The following is a 23,854-nucleotide window of genomic DNA, read 5'->3' on the forward strand; positions in this document are numbered from 1 at the left end:
GTTATAAATTCATAGCCTTGTATAAAAATTGTGCGAACTGTTCACGTGTTACAATCATTTTCGGTTCGAACTTACCCTCACCTGTACCAGCTGAAATGCCATTTGACTGTAATGCGCTAATCGCTTCATTTGCCCAAGAATTAGGATTTACATCGTTAAAATTTTGCTGACCTTTATTTTTTAATTTGAATGCGTTAGTAAGTACTTGCGCCATTTCCTCACGAGTTAAGGAATCTTTTGGTCTAAAATTCCCTTGTTCATCCCCATTGAAAACCTTCATCTCTGTGAGAGCTAAAACTTCATTTAGAAACATTGTAGAATTTTTATTTAAATCATAGTATGGATTAGGGTACTCTCCCTTTGGAGATATTTCTAATGCACGATAAATAAGAGCCGCTACTTGTTCACGTGTAACTGGATCACCCATACCAAACCTGCCATTACCATAACCAGATACAATTTTTTTGTTTACTAGATCCATAATTGCTGGATAAGCCCAGTGAGTAGTTGGTACATCAGAAAATATTTGAGAATTCGTCTTTGAGTCTTGGAATGCTGAGAAATTGACTAATCCGTATCCGTATAATGGATCCCTGCCTTTTACCCCTAAGTCTTCAACATATTTTTGAAGCTCTGTTCGAAGCTCATAGTTGGACATATTAGGGTTTTTTTCTTTTAGTAAAGCGAGCATCGCCGCAACATGTGGTGATGCTTGTGATGTACCATTAAATTTACCGTAGTATCCATCTAAATATGTACTTATTATATTGTTCCCAGGAGCGGTAAACTCTACTTCTGGCCCACGTGAAGAAAAAGAAGCAATATTTTTGTTTTCATCTATGGCAGACACTGCAATAACACTATCAAACTTTGCAGGATAATTCACTGCCTCGCCATCATTTCCTGCAGCAGCAACTAAAAGAATACCTTCTTTATTCGCTTTGTCTACCATGTCATGCAACGCTTGCGAGTTAAATGTAGTTGCTAAACTTAGATTAATAATATCCATATGATTTGTAATTGACCAATCAATTCCTTTTAATACATCATCCAAATTCCCCCGCCCAGTTCCGTCTAAAGATTTTACAGCAAAAAGACGGACGTCAGGAGCAATTCCAACAATTCCCACGCCATTATGTTTAGCTCCTATAATCCCCGCAACATGTGTACCATGTCCATTATCATCTGTATAAGAAGGTGTGTAATCAACAGTTGAAGTACCTCCTTCAATAGATAAATCAGGATGAGGATAAATCCCAGTATCTATTACTGCAACCTTTACTCCCTTTCCAGTAATTCCTTGTTTAAATGATATCGCATTTGGATCTACTGTTTGGAAGTTCCAAAGGCTCTCTTCAAAAGGAATAGAGTCTGCTGTTTTTACCATTGCTTTAACATCTTCTTTTCCCGTAATTGTAAATGTCACATTAGGTTCAACGTAAGCAATATTGGGATCATTTTTTAGTTCGTGAATATTATTTGTTGTTAATGTGGCAGACACTGCAGGAACTGTCTTGAATTCATGATCAACTTTTATGCTATCTTCTAATACTCTTTCCTTTCCAGTGTTGTTTTTATATACTACGACTACTTCTTGCTTCGTTTCTGTTGACTCATTTGCTTGAGCTATTGTAGAGATAAACAGATTTGAAAGCAGTGATAGAGATAGTACAGGAACAAATACTTTGCTATAAATTTTTTTCTGTTTCATAGAACCTTCCTCTTTCAACGATTATTATAATATTGTAGGTGTTATAAATGTCAATCTATAAAAATAATAATATATTTCAATAGATTTTAATATATAGATTAGGACGAAAGGTGCAAGAAACTTTAAAAATTTAAGGTCAAAATGAAACTGATTCGGCCCTATCCCTATTTGAAGACTTAAAAGATAATTAAAATAAAATGTGTAGATGCCATTATCAATGAATTAGCTGATGTAAATTCTGAGGGATACGCATTTTTTGAGTATAATGATGAAAATTCAGAAGTTTATTTTTGCGTATATCAATGCGGACCAGGTCTTAGCTAAGATTTTTATGTAGGAAAAAGGGTGTAAAATATTAAAATCTAGAGAGTATGTGAACTCACATTAATCAAATTTAAAAATCATGTATATTTATAAATACGAATAAAGAAGATGGATTTGCTTTTCTAATGAAAAGCAAATCCATCTTCTTTTGTCTTTAAACTTTAAATGAGCTTCTTTGGAATGAAATAAAAAATAAACATGCTCACGCTACTCTGCGATCAATCGTTTGTTTTTCATTTTGCTGATTAGGTGGTCGAATCAAAATAGAGATAATAAATGACACAATACACAGTGCGCCAATTACCATAAAAGTTGGCTTAAATCCACCTAGAATTGCTCCAATAAAGGAACCTGCGAGTGCTCCAAAACCAAAACCTTGATACACGATTCCGTAGTTTTTACTATGATTTTTTAGACCAAAGAAATCACCAACAATGGCTGGGAAAATGGTGATATTTCCACCAAAGCAAAAAGCAACGCTTGCTACACAGGCGAAATAGATACCATAATTTAAGTTCAGAAAACTGAGCACAAAAACAGACATAGCTATAATAACAAAAGTTGCCGAGACAATTTTTAAACGGCCGATTTTATCTGACAACGGCCCCAATATAATTCGACCAACCGTATTAAAGATTGCAACCATAGCGACAGCATTAGCTGCCGTTGCCGCGCTAAGTCCTACGAGTTGAACACCAATATCCTTTACCATGCCTATTAAATATAAACCACTCATACATGATGTAAATAGCATGATAAATAACAGATAAACTTCTTTTGTGTGCAGCATTTCCCTTGTTGTATAGTCATGAGTCATTGTTTTATGAACTGTATCCTGCTCTGCGGCTTGATGTATAAAACACGCGCATATCACTACCATAACCGCGACAATTAAGCCCCAATATAAAAACGCTTGTGATACGCCAACTGAATCAATTAACTTTGCATTAATGTATTTAAAAATTAGGCTACCCGTTCCATATGCGGAGACAGAAATACCAGCAATTAAACCTTTACGCTCTGGAAACCACTTTATTAAATTAGAAAGTGAAGTGATATAGGCTGTACCATCTGCGTAACCCACAACAACACCAGCTAGTAAATAAAGCATTGGTAATGAGGAAACCTGTGAGCTAAGCATTAAGCCAATTCCTAGGGCTAATCCAGCTATCATAATGAGTTTGCGAAGTCCACATTTCTCTTGTAATTTACTCGCAAACAAAGTTGAAAATGATAAAGAAAAGCTAGTGATTGAGAAGGTTATCGCAACAGCGTGAAGATTCCAGCCGAATTTACTCACTAAAGGCTGATTGAATAAGCTCCATGTATATATCGTTCCAAGGCCCATTTGTATAATGATTGTACCAAGGACGACAAGCCATGGATTAACAGATGAATGTTTCATATCATCCTTCCCTCTCTTTTTTTACTTCCATTCTTTTCAATGATTGTCTAACGATGTTTATTATAACCACAATGCTACACGAGATACGGATATTGAAATAAAAATTAATACAGAGTATTATCTTTCATATAAAAATGACTTTATTGTTCTTTCGCATCAAAAAGACACTTCATTGATAAGTGTCTTTTTGATGTTTAGATATATACGATTTTATTGCACTAGACAAGGTACCTTCTAATATAGATACTTTTACTTATAGGGTGAGGCATAAATACACATCTAAATTAAAATCTTGCTATATCATCTTACATATTTTCTAGAAAAGATAACATACTATGTATATGCTATTACATTAATAGCTCAAATAATTGTTCATTCAATTGACAGATAATACATTTGTTTATCTGCCAAACTCTTTCATACGCTTTTTATTTTTAAAAAATTTAGTGTTTGGAGGTATAAAAATGAATTTTCCACATTCTAAAAAAGAAAAGAGTAACAACTCAAAAAACTTAAAGTCTGAGACTACAATAACTGGACTTCAACCAGTAGAACAAGCCATGAATGGATTGTACGGAATGCCTGAAACTGATATAGAAGACAAAGAGCACTTCAAAACGAAAATTTGAAAATAATTAGTATTTAGATACTACTTTTATTTTGTATACATATTTTATTTCTAATAAAAAACCAAGGAAAATTAATTTTCCTTGGTTTTTTAATTTTATAATATTCTCAAGCATCTACTTTTGTTCTCTCTTTTTTCTTCCAAAGTTTACCCGGCCAAAATGCGAATCGTCCTAGAACCACTGTAATGGCAGGGACAAGAAGTGGTCTTACAATGAATGTATCTAGTAGTACGCCTATTGCTGTAACAATGCCAAATTGAACAAGTACTTGGATTGGAAGTGTAGCTAAAACCGCAAACGTTCCTGCTAAGATTAAACCAGCAGACGTAATAACACTACCTGTTTGAACCACCCCGTTTTTGACTGCTTCAAGGTGTGGCTGACTTCTTTTGTTTTTCCATATTTCAGAAACCATAAATATGTTATAGTCCTCTCCTAATGCTACCAAGAACACAAATGCATATAGAGGAATCGCCCCTTGTATTGCAGGAGCATCCATACCATAGTGAAGTAGTAACCACCCTGCTCCTAATGCAGAGAAGAATGATAATACCACTGTTACAATTAAGTAGATCATCGCCACAACAGAACGTAAATAAACAAGTAATAATAATGCAATAATACCAATCATAACAGGAATAATCACATTTTGATCACGTTCAGTTGTTTGTTTCGTATCGTATAATGTAGCCGTTTCTCCTCCAATCCATATGTAATTATTAGCATCACTTATTTCAGCACTTTTCATTACCTGTTCTAAACTTTTTCTTAACTCGGGGATTTTATTCATCCCCTCAATAGAATACGGATTATCTTTTATTGAAACTTCAAACATTTGTAATTGATTATTCCGTTTTCCTTGCACTGGTTCTGTTACTTGATCTACAAAAGAAAGTTTTGTTAATTCTTCTTTGACAGATACATCTTTTCCTTTTGTATCAACAACAATTTGTACGGGTGCTAACTCACCAGGTGAAAAATGATCAGAGATTAAATCAAATCCTTCACGTGAAGGCATATCTTTTGGAAATGATTCTAATAAATCATACGTATATTGGACACGTGGAACAAATGAAGCCAACCCAACTAATAAGAATAGTGTTAACAAGATAATTGTCCATGGTTTACGAATAACAAGATCTCCAAGTTTTTTACTTAAGAACCCTTTCGATTCCTTTAACTTAATTATTTTCTTTTTTTTCTTAGCATATTCTTCGTTCATTTCTATTGTTCTTGGAATGAATGGGAAAAATGCTACTCTCCCAAAAATAGCTAGTAATGCGGGTAAAAGCGTCAATGAGGCAACCCCCATTAGGAACACAGCAACACTAAATGGTACTGCAAATCTATAGAAAGAACCAATATGAGCAAGTAAAAGGGTACCTAATCCAACTACTACTGTAAGAGCACTCATGATAATTGCCCCACCCGATTCTTTGATAGCAAGTTGCAGAGCTTTAAATTTATTTTGTTCTACTAATAAAAACTCTCTATATCTTGAAATAAGAAATAAACAATAATCAGTACCGGCTCCAAATAAAAGTACAGTCATAATTGAAATTCCTTGTGCATCAGCAGTAATCCATCCTTTATCTGCTAAAAATCCTAAAGTTGGACTAATTACCCCATAAGCAAACCCAACTACAATTAAAGGTAAGATTCCTAAAAGTGGTGAGCGATACAGAAGAATAAGTAAAACTAAAACAAGTAGCACTGTTGCAACAAGTAATTTTATATCAGCCTGACTGAATAAGCTTACTGCATCAGTCTGAATACCAACTGGCCCTGAGAGACGAACATGCAGACCAGAATCAGAAATTTTTCTTTTAAAAGGATCATCTGCCAAAGTATCCTTTATAACACGCTGCAATTCATTCATATTCTCTTGAAGAATATCTGTCCCTGCTGTTGTGTTAAAAAATACAGGGGTTACTAGAGACGTACCATCTTCTGAAACACTCTTTGCTAATGTTTGCTGTGGTATTGTATCAAATGGCGGTAACATTGATTGACCTTTTAATGGTGTGTTTTTAAGCTGTTTGTAAGTATCTTGAATTGCCTTAAAGTCATTCGCTTCTAAACCCTTGTCTCTATGCCAAACGATAAGCGCGGGGTTTCCAGCATCATTAGGAAACTCCTGTTTAATTAAACGATTAGCTTGTTGTGACATAGCGTTTTCAGGAAGGTTTGGAGCCGTCTCATCTTCAACTGTATTAACTGCTGGCCATGTAAATGATAAAACCAAGGTTAATAAGACCCATACCAAAAGAGTAATCCACCTTGCTTTTGGTCCCCCAACCAATTGTCCCCAAGTATATAGAGGATGTTTTTTCATAAATATCCCCCTTTCTAACTAAATCTTTTCATTAATTATATATACTGGTTAGTTAATTAATCAAGAACTATTATATTAATATGCTATAATATTTTTAACTTTGAAAAGTCAGGAGCGAATAGAATTGGAATACAAACAGCGTCCCTTGGGAAGACCACGTCAAAATAAAAATACTATATCTACAAAAGATAAAATTGTAAACATTGCTACAAATTTATTTTTAAATAAAGGATATCAAATTGTTTCTATGGATGATGTTGCTAAAGAATGTGATGTGACAAAGGCAACCGTTTACTATTATTATGCTACTAAGGCCGATCTTTTTACTGATGCAATGGTTCAAATGATGGTTCGAATTAGAGAAAATATGTATACGATTCTTTCAACAAATAAGCCTCTTAAAGAGCGCTTACTTGATGTTGCAAAAATCCATTTAACCGCTACAATGGACATTGATATAAAAAGCTTTATGAGGGATGCAAAGATTTCTCTGTCGGATAAGCACTTAAAACAAATGCAAGAAGCAGAAGATAAAATGTATGAAGTATTGGCCCAAACCATAGATAAAGCCATACAAGGAGGGGAGATCCCTAAAAGGCATACGCTATTAAGTGCTCATGCCTTTGTTGCTTTGCTATACGTTGGAGACTACAAAGATGTTGATCAAAAGCCCCTTATCCCTGATATAGAAGATTTAGCACAACAAATTGTTGATTTTTATTGGAACGGATTAAGTAAGTAATTATCATTGCTTCTTAATTATTTTTTCTACAATACTCTTTTATATATTTTAAAAAGAGTGCCTTACATTTTGGACTCCCTTCAAATTGACTAACGCTTCATAAAAAGTGGACAAAGTCGGCATATTGGGCTCTTTTAATATTTCTTTGGCAGTCGGTAACTTTTGAAAGGAACGAGCCCATTCCTTTAATCTGGATAACAAAATCCTTTTCGTATACATATGTAGCTGATTTTTGGATTACCTTAATAAAATAAACAAAATTAAAAATGAATAAACACTTTCGATATTAAAAAGGCAAGCATCAAAAGGTGCTTGCCCTATCTTCTAACGACGATGTTCCACAAGATCAATTACACCTAAAACAACGTGAGCTAAACCAAATCCAAATACTGTATTTGCAATCATCTTATTAGACCCACGAGTTTGCTTAAGAGCATAACCCGCAGCTGTAACTGCTGTACCTAGTGTAGTTGGAATTAATCCTTCACGAATATTCATAGTAACGTCCTCCCAGTATCGCAGTTAGTAATTATGATTTAATACTTTGAAATTAAAGTATTAAATCATAATTAGTATTTTCCTGCTTTGTGGAAAATATGTGGAGCTACTATTTATTTAATTTCGGTCTAGACTGCAAGTATAAATTTAAATTAGGACTAGAGCCTTTTATAATTACATCTCGGATAATTTTAGAAAGTGCCATACTATAAACTAACCCATTATCACCATACGCATAGATAAAATAACAATTAGGAAACTCTTCATACATTCCAATTATAGGTAAACCATCATGGGTACCACCATAAAAGGCACTTAAATAAAATTCAGGTTTAACTGTAATATTAGGAAAGAGCTTATTGAATTCATGTAATAGCTTTTCTTTATTATGGATTAATTTTGAATCTCTCTCTTCAGCGATGTTTGTATCTTCATCTAGACCACCTATAATAATTCGATTATCTGCTGTAGTTCGCATGTATATATATGGTCTAGCGGTTTCCCATATGAGAGTGCGTTTATGCCAAGATGAAAAATCTTCAACAGGGGTAGTGACAATTGCATACGAGCTAATTAGCGTAGCATTCTTTTCTTTTTTAAATTCTAATCCTTCATAACCTGCAGCTACGATTACTTTCTTGGCAGTAACGGAATTACCACTTTTGGTATAAAAAGTAGCGAAGTCTTTTTCTAATTTTTTCCCAACAATCTCAGTATCTTCATAAATCTGTACTCCTTGATTAGAAGCTTGCTTTAATAAACCATGTGTAAATTTATAGGGATTTATTTCACCATCTTCATATGTATAAAGGGCAGCACGTTTTTTAAATGGATATTTCTGTCCAATTTGTTCTTCTGATAGCCAATCTGCTTTAAAACCATGTTTTTGTAAGTAATAAAGCTCTTTTTCTAATTTCCTAATATCCTCTTCATAGCTTGCAAAATATAAACTATCACGTCGCATAAAATCAGAATGAAAAGGTAATTTTTGATTTGCAAATTCAATATCATTAATTGCTTCTTCACATAATTTCATATGTTTTACTGTATACTCTTCCCCAAATGTATTAACAAGTTCAAAAAACATTTTATCACCCAAATATTGTATGAGCGCTGTATTGGTTAGGTTACTGCCATGTCCAACCTTTCGTTTATCAACTACAACCACACTTAAATCCGAATCACATAAATAGTATGCTGATTGAGCCCCTGAACTGCCAGCACCTATTATTAAAACATCACAAATTATGTCTTTTTCCAAACAAGGATAAGAAGGTGGATTGGGAAAAGTTGTGTTCCAATATAATTTTCCTGTCTGTAAATTCATTACTTATTTATTACACCATCCTATATAAAATAATTACATCCTCATTTTTATTTCCAAACTAATTCAAATATATACTCTCTTTAAAAATTCGGTTTATAATTTTATTAAAGGTTATTTCGTACTAATATAACTAACTAGGTATATCTGACATAAATTTTTTAACAAACAAATGAATTTCATCTTTAATCTGAAAACCCATACAAAAACATCATCACTTTTATATACTTCAACAAAAAGGACAGCATTATAGATGCAGTTTCTCTTAGTTTGAAATAGAGACATTAACGTTATTTGTAAATTTATAAAAAAGGGATTGTCCCAAAAGTTAGTTTCACTAACTTTTGGAGATCACCCTTTTTATAAAAAATTGCTTTAACCTCTTGTAAGTAATCAACGGAGTTAAATGGAGATACATTTAATGTGGTGTTATAAACTGGTGTTTATTTCTAACACCTATATATTGTTGTAACAGATTTGGTATTCTTCTATGTGAAATATTCTAATTTTGCATTGGGAAAGAATTTCTCCATATAAGAATAAAGATAATTCTTTATATCTTCTTCTTCTTCTTTTTGATAAATGTATTTTCCAATTCCGTATTTTCCCCATTTATATCTTCTTTTCTCTTCATCTAATTCCAATTTTGTCATTGGATAATTTTTTTCAATCACTCTCTTAGCAGGCTTTGTAAAACGATGTTGAATAAATTCAAACGTGATATCATCACGTGCATCAGGGGGTAATTCAGCATCAAGACGCTCAAACATCTGATAGTATCCATCTTTCCAACCTTCATGAAGATAAATAGGAGCAACAATGAATCCGAGGGGATATCCTGCTCTTGCTACTTTTCCAGCTGCCTCAATCCTTTTAGCTAGTGGAGAAGTTCCTGGCTCAAAATTTTTAATAACATAATCAGCGTTTACACTAAACCGAAATCTTGTTTTTCCATTATGCTTTGCATCAAGTAAATGATCTACATGATGAAATTTTGTAACAAACCTCAATTTTCCATGCTCGGATTCTCCAAAATGCTCAATTGCACGTTTGAGGGTATGAGTCAAATGATCAATTCCCACAATATCGGATGTACAGGAGGCTTCAAACCTTGTCAGTTCAGGTGCACGTGCCTCTATATATTTGTCAGCAGCTTCTAGAATTTCGTCGATATTTACATAGGTACGGATATATGGCTTACTTCCCATTGTTGTTTGTAAATAGCAATAATGACAATGGCCCATACAGCCTGTTGCAAATGGAATAGCATACTCTGCTGAAGGCTTTGAGGTATCAAATTTTAGTGTTTTTCTAACGCCCACGACAAGAGTAGATTTTGCTACCCGATACTTTTGAAAATCGTTTTCTCCTGGGAGATCTCTCACTTGATTATGAGAAGTAGTATGCCGAATTTCAACATCCGTCTTTGTAAATTTTTCATGAAGCTCTCTCCCTAATGGATAATCCAGTGCTTTGGGTTCAAAGTATACAAGTTTAGGCATGAATGGATTATTCATTCTAGCATCCCTTCTGAAGCATCCCCATAATAGTAGTTGTAAGCTTGGTTCGCCTCTTCTTCTGTAGAATAAACAGCCATTTCATGTGAAAGTGGATAATAAGTTTCATAAAGAAACAATGCTAATTCATTAGGAGTATTAGGGTTATTTACAACAGCTGCAGCTTGTACATTTGCTACATCCTGAGTGTGGGGATTGCGATAAAAAACATAGACAATATCTCCAGCATGATAAGTTTTGCTTTCGTTAGACAATTCCATTCGATCACCTTTTTTATAAAATTTACCGCATAAAGCTTTTCATTAATAAAATTTTCCCTTTAGGGTTTAAAATTATGTCATCTTTATTATGGAAAAATTAAATGGAGTTAATTAAATTAAGGCCATTACGAGACAAAAAACATATAAAAAAGTATTAAATTGATAAATCGGTTCCTTAACGTACAGGGGACTGGTTAAAATGCGTCCAAATTGTGTCTAAACGTACAATTTTCTTTTTTTTGATATGGTGCTCCCTATAGTAACAGTTTGTATGAAAATTTAGTGAGCAAATGTATCGGCAACTATATTGCTGAATTCTCGTAAGTAGTAAAGGTAATTATCTCCTCCGTAGTTATATCTTTTGTTATACATCTTTGCGACAACGACATTATATTCAGAAATTACTAAAATTGTCGGCCCTGTCACACCTAATATTTGATAAGATCCTTCTGGAACTCTTTCGCCTATTTCACTTTGCAATGCTGGTGTACGTTGAACATACCAAAATAATCCGTTCTGCGGTAAATCTTTATTGTTATAATGAGGACTTTGTATTTGTGTTGCCAATTCAATGACTTCTTTCGGTACGATTTGTTTTCCATTCATATACCCTTTATTTAGGTGAAGGTTTCCCCAATAAGCAAATTCTCTAGCGGAGACAAAAAGATTCGTTTCTGTCCCATCATCTGATAGCCCTATCTTACATACAGCTTCTTCATTTGGATTTATGACTACTTTTATTAAATCTTCATGATCTTCTGTTTGCCAGGCTGTTTCTTTAAACTCTGCAGGTATAAAAACTCGTTCGCTCAGCAATTTTGGAAAACTTTTATTATATAATTTATAAATTAGATGTGTCATCATTTCGATGTTAACGCCTCTATAAGCCCATTCTTCTCCTGGTTCAAACTCTCGATACACGATTCCGTTCTCACTTATATGTAAACCGTGAGAATGTGTGACTAAATGTCTTAAAGTTGTTTTACCAAGTAAAGTTTTATCATATTCTTCAAAGTAATCTACAGCATAATCGTCTAGACTTCTAATTTTCCCCTCATAAAGTGCATAGGCAATCGCGAGCCCTAAATAACTTTTTCTTGCAGAAGCAACATTAAATTGTGAAGTTGCTGTAATAGGAGGACTATTTTTTGTATTAGAATGAGTTCCGCTATAATGCTCCAATACAACTTTATTGTCTTTCATAATAAAAAGTGCTGCTGCGGAGCTATGGTTTCGTTCTTTTATATGTTCTACCCATAAAATTAATTGCTCGTATTTTTTCATTTTTTATCCCTTTCATTATTGGATATATACCAAATTTCAATTTCGACAAAAAATGAAAAACACCTTTCTTTAGATGGTATACTTAAACAGCAAAAAAACAGGAGATTGTTTCCTGATTTTTTGCGTACGTATTATTTGTTTGATTTTCTTTAGTTTTTCTTTAGTAATTGAAGTTTCTAAAAGAAATTTTTCTTTTAATATTATTCGTTTGAACCTTCTTCAATTGAGCCATGATTCATATTTTTCCCATAAAATATTTCATCCATTTCCAATTTTAATTTCTTTGTAATTTCCTCTTGTTCGTTTATAGATAATGTTTCCTGTGTATATCCAAACAAATAGTTGTTTAGGTCAAATTCTTTTAGTTTGCATTTCGTATGAAAAATATGTTCTTGATATACGTTAACATCAATCATGTCATATGAATTTTTCACATTCTCTGGGATGTAATTTTGGATGGAGTTTATTTCGTGGTCAATAAATAACTTGTTACCTGTTATATCTCTTGTAAATCCACGAACTCGATAATCAATTGTCATAATATCCGTATCAAATGAATGAATTAAATAATTTAATGCTTTAAGAGGCGAGATTTCTCCGCATGTAGACACATCAATATCTGCTCTAAAAGTACTGATTCCTTCATCAGGATGATATTCGGGATACGTATGAACTGTGATATGGCTCTTATCTAGCTGCATGACGACCGATCCAGGAAGAGGACCAGGTGATTCGTTAAATGACTCAGTTGGAACTTCTACAATTGGGCCTTCTGAAACTAAAATTGTTACACTAGCTCCTTGTGGAACATAGTCTTGTTTGGCTACATTTAATACGTGTGCACCTATAATGTCAGATACGTTTTTTAAAATTTTTGTTAATCTATCTGCGTTATATTGTTCATCTATGTATTCTATGTAAGCTTCTCGTTCTTCTCTTGTTTTTGTGTAGCAAATATCATACATATTAAAACTTAATGATTTTGTAAGATTATTAAATCCATGCAATTGAATACGCTGCTCTGGTGTTAGTTTCATGGTGAAACTCCCCCTTTTTTTATATTCAATAATGATGTATACATCTTTCATGAAATATAGTTCCATCCTATAATTTTTTAATGCATATTTTGTTTATTTTGAATCACTTGTAAACATTCTTACTTATGTCTTCATGGTTTGTGCATTCTTTTCTTTATGTCTTTAATTGTTTTTATTTTTACCAAAATACGGTAAATGAAATTCATTCTTTTTAAGAAGTATGACTGGATTTTTGTTATATGAAAAAGCTTGGATCTAATTGAATCCAAGCCTTTTCACTATCTAATGGTTTAAAACATTATTTATTTAAATCTTTTTTCGTTACTTCGCTTCTAATATTTACATCTTTGGAGAATTCAGTTTCGTTTTTTAAATTATTAGGATATTTGTTTTTACGTTCTCTGTTATCATTTCGGTTCGTCATAAATAATCCTCCTTTTTTAAGTTTGTACCTATTTTGTACGAAAGGAACAATTTGATACGGGTTAAATCGTTTCTTTCAATGTAAATACACTATGAATTGATGAGATTCACAACTCTTGTTTCCACTTTTTGTGAACTTTCTTTTAGGCAAAATACATACTTGTTAGTACATACTATTCTTATTGGAGGTGACAATCATGGGACACAATCAAGACCCGTTCACAACAAAGAAACGTACTGCCAATGGACAATACGATAAGGAAGCACACAGCATCGACAGTCATGGGAATTATGTACCTAACACTCCAACAAATGATGCTGTACTGCGTGCTGAAAGACCAAAAAAATGACTACCATGAGGGATGAGATATTAGAATTAGTACCAGGTCCGGTAAAGAAGTTACTCCAGAAAAAAGTTCAAAATGGAAACCAATGTCTCATTGATTTAATTGTCGATGATGCAACTACTTATGAATTTGAGTCAGAACAAGTAATCCCCTGCATCATGGCAGCTTATTATGTTTATGAATCCACGGTTTATCCTAGTGAAATGGAAGAGGATTGGAAGCTGAATTTAGTTTTTCACGCGGCCAACCGTTCAGCGATGAAGCTTCTGTCTTACGGTAAGTATAAAGCGGAACGATCTGAGAGTGGATGGATGAGGTATAGTAATTCATAAAATGTGGATTTACGTTGGTTACATGAATAAGCTCATTCCGACATAAAAAGTCCAGTTGCAACCTGATTAAGATTACAACTGGACTTTTAACATATAATAAACGTAATTTTTAAAAGAGTAACATTACATGCGGGTTTATGAAAATCCTAAAAACTCTCAAGATTCTTTGTTATTTTTTTATATTTAATAACGCGTTATAAATATTTGCCTCACCAGCTCCAAATAAAGCATCTTGTCCTGGTTTACCGTAATCTTTTGCTGTTTGTTTAATTAAGTTTGCTACTTGTGCAGGAGAATATGTTGGATGAGCTGCTTTAATAACCCCTGCAATTCCCGCTACTTTTGGCGAAGCCATTGATGTCCCATGAAGTAAAGCGTAGCTATGAAGGTTTGAAGTGAAATATGGAGCCAAATATGTTGGCCATGTACTTAATGCACGATAATGGAAGTCACGCTGGTTTAAATCTCCCGTCTTAGCGTATGTAGGGCCGTTATCACCGCCTGGTGCCGCTACATCAATAAAGCTGTTACCATAATTAGAGTAGAATGCAATTTTATCAGTTGACCATTGATTAGAAGAAGATACAGTGACTACACCTGGAATTTGACCAGGAGTTTCAACAGATGGCCCTTTAAAGATAAGGTTAGCTGAGCCGTATTCCTTATTCAAGTAATCTGTTAGCATTTTCTTATCATTCATATTCAATGATTCGTTTCCAGCTGCAGCCACGACTGTTACATTTTTTTGTACAGCATACTCAATTGCACGCTTCCAAAGAAGAACATCAGCAATATCGCTATTTTTTTGTCCATTTGTATAGTATTTCAAGCTATCAAATCCGCCAATAGACATATTAATAACGTCTACTTTATCATCTGCAGCCGCAACAATAGCATCTACAATCCAAGCTGTTGGCGCACTTCCCGATTCAGGAAAAACACGATACGAACGAATTTTAAGATCTGGTCCAACCCCTTTTAACTTACCATTTGCAGCAATTGACCCTGCTACGTGAGTTCCGTGTCCCCCGCGATCCTTCACATCAGCAGAATTACCTATTTCAGTTTCGTCCACGCCAGCTGGTACAAAATTCTGACCGCCACTATAGTTTTTTATTAAATCAGGATGACTTGCATCAATACCGCTGTCAATTACACCGACTGTTGCTCCTTTTCCTGTTCCTCCATTAATCTTATAGGATGCACCATCATTTGTTATATTTTTTATGTCCCATTGATATTTCCAATAGCTGTCTATATTTTCCGGCTGCGGGATATCAGTTACTGGCTGCCCATCCGCTGCTACTGGACTTATTTCTTCTTTATCTAAAGTATGAACAATTTCTTTATTCGCAGCTTGGATAGAAGAAACTCCTTTCAAATTATCCAAAAAAGAATCGTTGCTTGATTTTACTTCTAAAGCACTGATGGCAGGAATGGCGCGGAGAACTTGTCCACCTGCATTCGAAATAATAGATTCATAATTGCTTGGTAAATCTTTCTTAAAGGCAATCAAGTAATTCTTTTCCGTTTGAGCTGAGCTGGTTGTTGTTTTTGTTTGTGCTGACACATTGTTTCCTGCTAGAGCGCCGAATGCTAAAGCTGTAGCTAGTGTTACAGAGGCTAACTTAAAATTCATTACAATTCCCCCTAAAAAATTAGTAATGTATGGATAAGATTCTATTCCACATGAGAGATGATAAAACCTCCAATACATTACCTATGTAAAGATGATTTTTTTGCCTGTCCCTATCCTTACGAACTAAGTAACTTCTGAACAACAAACCAGCTAGGAGGAATTGTTGTTGTTCCTCATTTTAAAGAAAGTGGCCTATATAGTGTTTTTTTACGCTTTTTCTTACTACGTACATTATTTTTTATAAATAGATAACCTGTCCAATCAAGGGGATATATCTTTAAATAGAATGGTAAGAGAATTTCCTTCAAAGAGCATGATATTTAGCGCTTTTTTATTCATTCTTGTTTTTATAAACGCTACTTTATGTGTCTATCTACATATGAAGTATGGGTTATTTGGAAAGGAGAGGTTTACAATAGCTTATTCATTCGAGCAATGCATGAATATATGTTTAGAAATTTTAATTGCTCCAGATACAGACATAGAGCTTGCTATTAGTGACTACGATACATGTTCACCAGGGGTTTCAATTGATGGTAACGTAATCATCATTACATTACCGTTAGTTGCATGTGTAGAAATTACAATTGAGGATGATTTTAGTATTTCAGTTGAGCTCATTGGTTCATTAGTCTTTCTTTCTCTTCCTCCATCTAATTAGAAGTAGTACGAGAAAAGCAGTCACCTAATATGATTATTTGAGGACTGCCACATCACGTGTAATTTTCAATTAAGCTGCCTAATCATCAAACATGATACAATTATTTATTAGATTTTCACTCGTTTTTCTGTAGGTGAGTGAGCAGGCAGAATAATACCTTTGATCACACTTAGGTTCCTATTTGTATTACTTCGGGCAAAGAAGAAATGACTTTATAATGTTAACTCTTTTTTGAACAAGGTAAGATTATAATCATGAAATTTTTTCATTGCTTTTGGATAATTATATTTTTTTATGAGGTCGTATGTTTCTTTTTGCTTGTCTTCTAGTAGTAACTGTTTTACTTGTAAAATGTAATCAATTGATTCGGATATTCTCTTTTTCATCTCTGTGTTATCATTTGTAAATTCTCCATGTCCTGGTATTAAAATATTAATATCATATTCCTCTATTATAGATTCAAATTTTTTTAAAGTTGTTAAATAGTCGTCACTGCTATGATAAATATATGGAAACTCTACATTAGATAAGTAGTCCCCGGCTATTACGATACCAAATGGTTCGATAACTGTAATGATGCCATCTTCAGTATGACCTGGAGCCTGATAAAAATAAAATTTTATGTCTCCTATTTCTAGTTCCTCATATTCTTTGCTAATTGAAATATCTACATTTGGAAACTTTATTTCATATCCTCTTGTTAAATAATAGGAATCATCAAAATCCTTAATACTATTAATAATTGATTGCTTGTCAGGATTATCTTTTAATTTCTGACTTGCAATTACTTTGACGTGAGAAAATGCACCGTAACCTAAAATATGATCAAAATCGGAATGTGTAAAAAGTAAATAAACGTCTTTATGTTTTTTATTTTTATAAACATAGTTCTGAATTGCATTTACTTCATTAGGTAACCAAGTAGGATCTATAACTAATACCAATTTATCAGTTTCTATAATAACTGAGTTTGTTTGATAAAGAGCGCTTTGAAAAATGGTTATGTGATTATCTTTATACTGAATCATAGTCCTATGCCTCCATTTTAGAATTTTTTGTTTGTTTTGAAGAGATTTAGCTATATATCTCTAAAATCAAAAGAAATAAAAAGAAAAAGGAAATTATTTCAAATACTCTACAAAAAGAATAGCATTCTTTTTGTTTGTAAGCTATGAAATCTTTTATTTTGTTTCACTGCATTTCTCTAGCTGAAATATATACACTCTCCTTCTTTTTCTCAGTGACTTATAGTGAATAGTAAAATGAAAAAGAAACCGAAACAATATCGTTTCGGTTTCTTTTTGCTAATTGATTAATATTCTATTTCATCATAATCTTTCGGCTGTGGTACTGGTTGCATATTACTTGCATCTTTTGGATCGCTGTAAATAGCGTTTTCCTCCGTATTTAATTTTCTAATGTTTGTTTTTTTATTAAAATTAGGCTGTTTTTCCATTTAAATCATCTCCTTAACATCTTTTCAAATGTAATTATGTCCTATACTACTCTTTTCTACTCTATTTGAATGATTAGGAGTTAATCCACATATTTATTCGCTTGTTTTTTATCAATTGTAAAAATACGGTAAATGAAATTAGGCATTGATTTTTATTATCTAATTGTTTTATCCCGTCATCAAAATTCTAAAAAAACAAAGAAGATTTTGGGTAAATCTTTAACGACTTTAATGTTAGTCTTGTTTTGCTCTATAACGTCTTTCTTCATATAACTGATAAGTCCAGATGGAAGCAGCAAGCCAAGATCCGCTAGCTAAGTAACCTCCAAGTACATCACTTGGATAATGAACTCCTAAGTATATACGACTTGCGCCAATAGCAATAATCATTGTTGCGCCAATGAAAATTAAAATAATACGGCCAAATGAACTTTTCACATGTCGCCATAGCAAAAAAGTGACGATCCCGTACAAACTAAATGCTGCCATCGAATGACCACTAGGAAAACTGAATCCATTAGCTTCAACAATGCGATGAATAGTTGGTCTAGCACGATGAAATATCATCTTTAATATCCAATTTAGAAGTGCTGACCCAATAACAACCCATACGAATAAAATCAATTCTCTTCGATGGTGCAAAACCTTATATAAAAACAGGATTATAGCTAACGTAATAAAAACAATGGGTAATCCCGACCCGATAAAAGTAAAGAATTTCATGATACTTGTAAGTGTTGGAGATTCCAGTCCTTGAATAAAAGAAATGACGGTATTGTCAAATCCAGCAATTCGCTTATCACTTATAAGCAGTGCAATGAATCCAAATGCACTAGCACATAAGAGACTAATAAAAAATGCACGAGTTAGTTGTAATTTCAATTTCATTTCGTAAAAATAATCCTCCTTAAATACACATGCCTATCATCAATAATGCAGCGATTACAGCAATCATACGAATCATCTTGACTGCAAACAATGATAGATATAGATCCAAATATTTGCCGGCAAATCCGTTATAGCATTAAAGGTGCCTATCACTATACTTCTCTGTCCTTCGGATATAATAAACTTTTTGTCGTCCTTCTGTAAAGGTGTACTTCATCTTCTACAGCTAAAAAATGTTTATTCATAATCTCCTCTTCTTTCTACATTCATTGTCTGACATATTCCCCATGAAAACGTTTTGTATGCACGGGACATTAAATTTGTTTATTTACTATAAGGCGTAACATCTCAAACAGTAAGAAATTCAAGAACATCCATACCCCGCCATATACATATCCACCCACGATATCGCTTGGGAGTATATGGGAAAACGCAATGTTTGCAATTGCTATACATAGTAAAAGTAAGATACCTAGAAGATGGACAATAAATTGTATATACTTATTCTTCAGGTGCCATACACGATGATAGTGACCGTTGCTTTTTCATCCGGAAAAGCAGAAGAATGAATCGTTGCTCCTTTTCCGACAGAATGAAAATATGACAGCCCGTGTAAGACAGTATTACGATACAAAGGCGCTCCAAGTAGGGCGATAACGAGTAAAAGGCATTCAAGCCATCTATTCCTTCCTTTTTTCCAAATGGCTAAAATCGTAATAATAATTAGAACACTAAATGCGATAGCTGACTGCAACGGTAGGAATCCTTTCATAATACTTGTCCAATCTGTTTGAAGGATCGAATGAACAATATATATAGTAACCTCATTAAATTGAGTAAACTCATTATATAAATAATCTTCTGCAAGTCCCAACATTAAGGTTATCATTCCTAATAAAACTAGTGTAAGACTGATAAGAAACACTTCCGTTGCTCGGATTGTTCGAAAATAAGAAATGAGCCAATTAAGCAGTCGTATGAAAAAGTTTTTGATTTTATTTTTGTAAAATTTGTAAATTAGTAACCCTGCTATAACGATAGCGAGTACAAGGACAATGTAGATAAGATATCGACCGGCCAATTTATGAAAGTCCTGCCAGCGCGGTCCTAATATTTTACCTAGTGTAATAAAGGAAACCCCCCATAAACTCGCCCCTATATATGCTGGAACAACAAAAGTTCGATACGGCATCCTAGAAATACCGGATACGTATCCGGTAAAGTGTCGAACCCCAGGAATAAAATAAGCAAATAACAACAACTTACTGCCTGATCGTTCCATCCAGGCGGCTGTTTTTTTGTAATTCTTAGGACCAAGGTGAATATACCGCCCATATTTCTTTATCAGTTTATAGCCTCCCAGCCTTCCGATCCAGTATGTAGCTGTAATTCCAACTCCTCCTGCTGCAATAGCTGTCAGAATGGCTAAAGTGTAATCCATTTTCCCTTGAAACACAAAGTATCCGGCATAACTCATAAAGAATTCAGCCGAAATCGGAATCGCAAGCAGTTCAAGTGCAATAACAGAGAATAAAATAATGTAACTGTGATGCTGAAATATTGAAATAAAATGTTCCATGTCATTCCTCCGAGCCTCATTCTTTTTTGTTCTTATTTTTCAGGTGACAAAAGAAGGGAGTACAATTTATTTTTATTTATAAACTACTATAGCACTAAACCCTCGGTTCTTTTTCATTTTTAATTCATTTCTAATTCATTTTTAATGTAACTTTCATAGGATGTTTAGTTTCTCACGATATACTCAGAATACACATTTTGGGTGAGCTTGCGTTTTCACTTTCTATATGAGACACCAAAATCTATAAATAAAACTATGAAATATTTCAATAAATTAATAATTTGGCCAATCGCTCTTCTTATCTAGATAGAGGTATGAAATTAATCAATAATAACATTCTTTATGTCGTAATCGCATTTATGCTATTTCTATAGTTTACTGCAAACAAAGAAAAAAGAGAAAAAACAAATTATCTTTGATTTACTGCTATTTACTTATTTTAAATATATAAATGAAATGATAAGATCAAAGAACGAAGAGAATGGTTGAGAAAACGAGGCATATAAATGATTGTTTGTGCTCTCATTAACATTAGTGATTGTTGTCACCAAGGGTATGATTACTTCTACATACAACAGCTTTATTGTCATCCCTATCATTTACAAATGACTTTATAAGAAGTCCACTCACAGTAAAATAGAAGTAACAAAGAATGCTAAACACTTATCCTAAACATTATAGAAATACTGCTAATAAAAATAGATTTTTTTAAAAATTTTTATTCCTCTAATTTAAAGAAAGTTATACCGAAAAAGGATGAAAGTACTGGAACACTCCATTTTGAATTTTTCTTGCAAACTATGAGAACTACTTCCTCTGTCATTCAATTCATTTACGATTGGTAAAAATGCAAAAAATTAACTTATCAGTATTTATAATGAATTTTAAAAAAAGACCGTCTCATTGACGATCTTTTTAAACTACATCTCCCGTTACTAAGATAGACTTTTTTTGAAGGCCATCGGAACGCAGGCTGTACGCGACTACTTTCTTCTTGTATTGTCTGAACACATCAACGTGATCATCATAGCTGTATACAGAAAACCGAACATCCTTTTTTCCCCTCTTAGTATCAATTACAACTGGAGTCCCACTGCTCTGTGGGGGAAAGTAATATTTATCTAAAAATAACGCTTCGTTAAAATGAGTAATAACTTTAATTTTTTCTTCATTTTGTAAGCGTTTTCCATCGAACGTTACAGTGACACTCGCATCATCAAGCGTTGGATGCAATTCAAATTTGCTGACAAATGAGTCTACAACAGAGGTTGGAATAGATGTCACTATTATTTTAATCAAACCAAAAATAATCAACGAAACTATAAACCAGGTCGTCATATTTTATCATCTCCGTTACGTTTTAAAATAATATCATTACATAACTAATATTACCATAGTGCAAATAGTTAAATTTTGTACATTATGTGAATTTTGATAAGGTTATGAGGGAATGTCAATGGTAAATCATGGTCACGCCTATGGCCTTTGATATTTTAAGCATCGTATACAATTGTTCTTTGCCACACTATCATGCAGCTTAATTAAAAAATGGAACCTCCCGCTTAAACTAAAATTAATCTTATATAATCTTAGTTTGGCTTGATGTGCATTTAGTGCTATCCCTATATAAAGTGTTTTCTACATAAAAAAGCTTGCATTCATTTCATGCAAGCGATCTGAGATTCCTTATAAAGTGAAACTTTCATCAGTGGGGATTTTCTTCATCCCCCACTGATTATTAGCCCTCACCAATCGGGCGCATGCTAGCAGTTTATCTCCCACCGAACATTCTAGCCACTGGAGATGGACAATGCTTTCACCGAATTTTGAGGCGGGAGTATTACTGCCCGTTAAGACGGGATAAATTAGGCTATTTTTAATTGGTAACAATTTAACAATGCAAACTCCCTTTCAACCAAGGACGTTGCCGATAGAAACCAATCGGTATCTGGATTAGGCTCGTTTTTTCTTCTGAACTTATCTTATAAATTTCATCGCACACGTTAACATCGAACCCAAGAAGCGGGTGTCCTCCTAGCCCAAGGGCAGAAGCTGCTAACAATAATTTTTGTACAAGGATGCCTGCTTCCATCTGTTGAATGCGATATCCTCTATATCCAAGTGCTGTTTTGAGATGATTTTTATCCCCTACTACATGTAGACAAAGCGGCACTTGGAATAGATTCACATTGTGGAATGTCATCCCGCTTTGCAGTAAAAGTCGATAATCTCCAAGCTGTATTTGTCGTAATATATGAGCATCACTGTCATAATGATAAACGCCGTTTGGGATACCTTCAACGCCAAATACACATACATACATTGAGACTCGGGTCATGCGTGCTTCGTACGTTTCATCCAAATCGTTTTGATAGGTAAAGGAAGCAGTTGCTTCATATAATAACTTAGTCAATTGTTCTTGATTTATTTTCCTAAAAGTAAAATCCATGTCCGGTGAAAATCGATTTTGGCACGCCGATGCTAAGTCGTAGGACATTCGCTTTATACGTGGAAGAACTAACGCTTGACCATCACGCATTTTATTCGTTTCACTCTCGATTTTTTGAAACAAACGTGTAGATTCAAACATAGATGCTTCATTCATTTGAATCACCATCGGAAACTCCGCAATCTTTCGTGATCGGACGTAGTGATTATGATGAATAACTGGTAATTCTTCGCATAATTGAGTAACAGAGACTTCCTTATTTGTAGCATCATCTTCATTATTAAAACGCGGGGTTACAGAATTTACCGATAGAGGGATAACTGCATACGCACTCTCCTCTTTTTCGGATAACCCAAGTAAATGATTGATAGCCCGGTCTAGAAATTGAAAATGCACGCTTGATGTAAATTCAAATTTTTTTGCCACTTCTAGCAATTGTCCGATTAGCACGCCTGCATCCAATCCTTGCAGGCGATAAGAAAAGTTATGGTATTTAAAGAAGTTTTTCCAAAACATTGTCGATACAAAAACAACACCAAAACAAGTGGATATGTCACAACTATTTCCAAGAGCCCGCGTTACATAGGAATCAAAATGACCTTCTCTTATTAACACTAAGCGGTGATGTGCCACATCGTAGTGATAAATCCCAACAGGCACATTTTCTGTCTTTAAATATATATACAATTCATTTGGATATAAGCCTCCACCCGAGGGAACAAATCTCCGATACGACTGCATAAAATTTATTTCTGGTGTTGGTAAGGTTGACTGACAGAATTGAGTAATCCCAAATACGTACCAGAGAAAATGACCGATTTCGCGAAAATTTGGTTCTTTTGATACTTCGAGGTTTTCAAGTGTCAGTGTTACTTCTGAAGATAACGGAATTCCTGGTAAACCCCGATAAAGCTTATATGAAAGTGGACCGTCTTCCCAATCCACCTCCCAAGTCGAAGATGTTGATTTGTCGGTGTTAAAATGTAAATTGTTCAAAAATGTCTCTAAACTCAT

At 33.8% G+C, this 23,854-nt stretch carries 21 protein-coding genes and 2 pseudogenes; 5 read left to right on the forward strand and 18 right to left on the reverse strand.

The features are described from left to right. Position 1: 1 nt before the first annotated feature. From AB1284_RS09995 to AB1284_RS10005, 3 genes and pseudogenes are all read right to left on the reverse strand, one after another. Positions 2-541: pseudogene (locus tag AB1284_RS09995) on the reverse strand (S-layer homology domain-containing protein); the annotation flags it as partial. A 42-nt stretch (positions 542-583) separates the two neighbouring features. Further along, positions 584-1,711, reverse strand: a pseudogene (locus AB1284_RS10000) (S8 family peptidase); the annotation flags it as partial. A 526-nt stretch (positions 1,712-2,237) separates the two neighbouring features. Then, on the reverse strand, positions 2,238-3,440 hold the full coding sequence (locus AB1284_RS10005; protein ID WP_429749730.1) for an L-lactate MFS transporter: 1,203 nt from the start codon (positions 3,438-3,440) through the stop codon (positions 2,238-2,240). 464 nt (positions 3,441-3,904) lie between these two features. Here AB1284_RS10005 and AB1284_RS10010 point away from each other — a divergent pair, with 464 nt between their 5' ends. Beyond that, a complete protein-coding gene (locus AB1284_RS10010; protein WP_429749728.1) occupies positions 3,905-4,069 on the forward strand; it encodes a DUF4021 family protein in 165 nt (54 codons plus the stop codon). A gap of 106 nt (positions 4,070-4,175) precedes the next feature. Here AB1284_RS10010 and AB1284_RS10015 read toward each other — a convergent pair whose 3' ends face one another. Next, positions 4,176-6,404, reverse strand: coding sequence for an MMPL family transporter (locus AB1284_RS10015; protein ID WP_429749726.1), 2,229 nt, complete (start codon positions 6,402-6,404; stop codon positions 4,176-4,178). A 124-nt stretch (positions 6,405-6,528) separates the two neighbouring features. Between AB1284_RS10015 and AB1284_RS10020 the strand changes: the two genes are divergently transcribed. Further along, complete coding sequence (locus AB1284_RS10020; RefSeq protein WP_429749724.1) at positions 6,529-7,146, forward strand: TetR/AcrR family transcriptional regulator; 618 nt, start codon at positions 6,529-6,531, stop codon at positions 7,144-7,146. A gap of 324 nt (positions 7,147-7,470) precedes the next feature. Here the strand turns inward: AB1284_RS10020 and AB1284_RS10025 are convergent, their stop codons facing one another. The 7 genes from AB1284_RS10025 to AB1284_RS10055 all read right to left on the reverse strand — a co-directional run bounded on the left by AB1284_RS10025 (position 7,471) and on the right by AB1284_RS10055 (position 13,490). Beyond that, positions 7,471-7,644: a hypothetical protein gene (locus AB1284_RS10025; RefSeq protein ID WP_001025956.1), complete on the reverse strand. Its 174-nt coding sequence runs from the start codon at positions 7,642-7,644 to the stop codon at positions 7,471-7,473. 109 nt (positions 7,645-7,753) lie between these two features. Next, positions 7,754-8,971 carry an NAD(P)/FAD-dependent oxidoreductase gene (locus AB1284_RS10030; protein ID WP_429749722.1) on the reverse strand — a complete coding sequence of 406 codons (1,218 nt, stop codon included), beginning with the start codon at positions 8,969-8,971 and terminating at the stop codon, positions 7,754-7,756. Positions 8,972-9,456: 485 nt separating this feature from the next. Beyond that, positions 9,457-10,485 carry a spore photoproduct lyase gene (splB, locus tag AB1284_RS10035; protein ID WP_429749720.1) on the reverse strand — a complete coding sequence of 343 codons (1,029 nt, stop codon included), beginning with the start codon at positions 10,483-10,485 and terminating at the stop codon, positions 9,457-9,459. Further along, a complete protein-coding gene (locus tag AB1284_RS10040; protein WP_253629593.1) occupies positions 10,482-10,745 on the reverse strand; it encodes a transcriptional regulator SplA domain-containing protein in 264 nt (87 codons plus the stop codon). Before AB1284_RS10040 ends, splB begins: the two co-directional genes overlap by 4 nt. 279 nt (positions 10,746-11,024) lie before the next feature. Next, positions 11,025-12,029: a serine hydrolase domain-containing protein gene (locus AB1284_RS10045; RefSeq protein WP_429749718.1), complete on the reverse strand. Its 1,005-nt coding sequence runs from the start codon at positions 12,027-12,029 to the stop codon at positions 11,025-11,027. Positions 12,030-12,229: 200 nt separating this feature from the next. After that, positions 12,230-13,066 carry an adenosylmethionine decarboxylase gene (speD, locus tag AB1284_RS10050; protein ID WP_429749717.1) on the reverse strand — a complete coding sequence of 279 codons (837 nt, stop codon included), beginning with the start codon at positions 13,064-13,066 and terminating at the stop codon, positions 12,230-12,232. Positions 13,067-13,364: 298 nt separating this feature from the next. Beyond that, entirely contained in the window at positions 13,365-13,490 is a 126-nt protein-coding gene (locus AB1284_RS10055; RefSeq protein ID WP_429749715.1) for a hypothetical protein, read from the reverse strand. Between the two features lie 196 nt (positions 13,491-13,686). Here AB1284_RS10055 and AB1284_RS10060 point away from each other — a divergent pair, with 196 nt between their 5' ends. Next, positions 13,687-13,839: a hypothetical protein gene (locus AB1284_RS10060; RefSeq protein ID WP_336480686.1), complete on the forward strand. Its 153-nt coding sequence runs from the start codon at positions 13,687-13,689 to the stop codon at positions 13,837-13,839. A gap of 5 nt (positions 13,840-13,844) precedes the next feature. Then, the gene (locus AB1284_RS10065) at positions 13,845-14,168 is read left to right on the forward strand and encodes a hypothetical protein (RefSeq protein ID WP_429754302.1); all 324 of its coding nucleotides are present in this window, start codon (positions 13,845-13,847) and stop codon (positions 14,166-14,168) included. Between the two features lie 169 nt (positions 14,169-14,337). Here the strand turns inward: AB1284_RS10065 and AB1284_RS10070 are convergent, their stop codons facing one another. Beyond that, on the reverse strand, positions 14,338-15,807 hold the full coding sequence (locus tag AB1284_RS10070) for a S8 family serine peptidase (protein ID WP_429749713.1): 1,470 nt from the start codon (positions 15,805-15,807) through the stop codon (positions 14,338-14,340). 439 nt (positions 15,808-16,246) lie between these two features. Between AB1284_RS10070 and AB1284_RS10075 the strand changes: the two genes are divergently transcribed. Continuing rightward, positions 16,247-16,468, forward strand: a complete 222-nt coding sequence (locus AB1284_RS10075; RefSeq protein WP_429749711.1) for a hypothetical protein — start codon at positions 16,247-16,249, stop codon at positions 16,466-16,468. Positions 16,469-16,680: 212 nt separating this feature from the next. Here AB1284_RS10075 and AB1284_RS10080 read toward each other — a convergent pair whose 3' ends face one another. From AB1284_RS10080 to AB1284_RS10105, 6 genes are all read right to left on the reverse strand, one after another. After that, positions 16,681-17,496, reverse strand: a complete 816-nt coding sequence (locus AB1284_RS10080; protein WP_429749710.1) for an MBL fold metallo-hydrolase — start codon at positions 17,494-17,496, stop codon at positions 16,681-16,683. Between the two features lie 284 nt (positions 17,497-17,780). Then, entirely contained in the window at positions 17,781-17,924 is a 144-nt protein-coding gene (locus AB1284_RS10085) for a hypothetical protein (RefSeq protein ID WP_336480690.1), read from the reverse strand. 234 nt (positions 17,925-18,158) lie between these two features. Next, the gene (locus AB1284_RS10090; protein WP_429749708.1) at positions 18,159-18,812 is read right to left on the reverse strand and encodes a phosphatase PAP2 family protein; all 654 of its coding nucleotides are present in this window, start codon (positions 18,810-18,812) and stop codon (positions 18,159-18,161) included. A gap of 508 nt (positions 18,813-19,320) precedes the next feature. Then, positions 19,321-20,391, reverse strand: a complete 1,071-nt coding sequence (locus tag AB1284_RS10095) for a DedA family protein (protein WP_429749706.1) — start codon at positions 20,389-20,391, stop codon at positions 19,321-19,323. A 915-nt stretch (positions 20,392-21,306) separates the two neighbouring features. Beyond that, positions 21,307-21,729: a YfmQ family protein gene (locus AB1284_RS10100; RefSeq protein ID WP_429749704.1), complete on the reverse strand. Its 423-nt coding sequence runs from the start codon at positions 21,727-21,729 to the stop codon at positions 21,307-21,309. 553 nt (positions 21,730-22,282) lie between these two features. Next, on the reverse strand, positions 22,283-23,854 hold the full coding sequence (locus AB1284_RS10105) for a SagB family peptide dehydrogenase (protein ID WP_429749702.1): 1,572 nt from the start codon (positions 23,852-23,854) through the stop codon (positions 22,283-22,285).

Origin of the sequence: Bacillus sp. S2(2024) (assembly GCF_050474045.1) — a bacterium.
Taxonomy (GTDB): Bacteria; Bacillota; Bacilli; order Bacillales; family Bacillaceae_G; genus Bacillus_A; species Bacillus_A yunxiaonensis.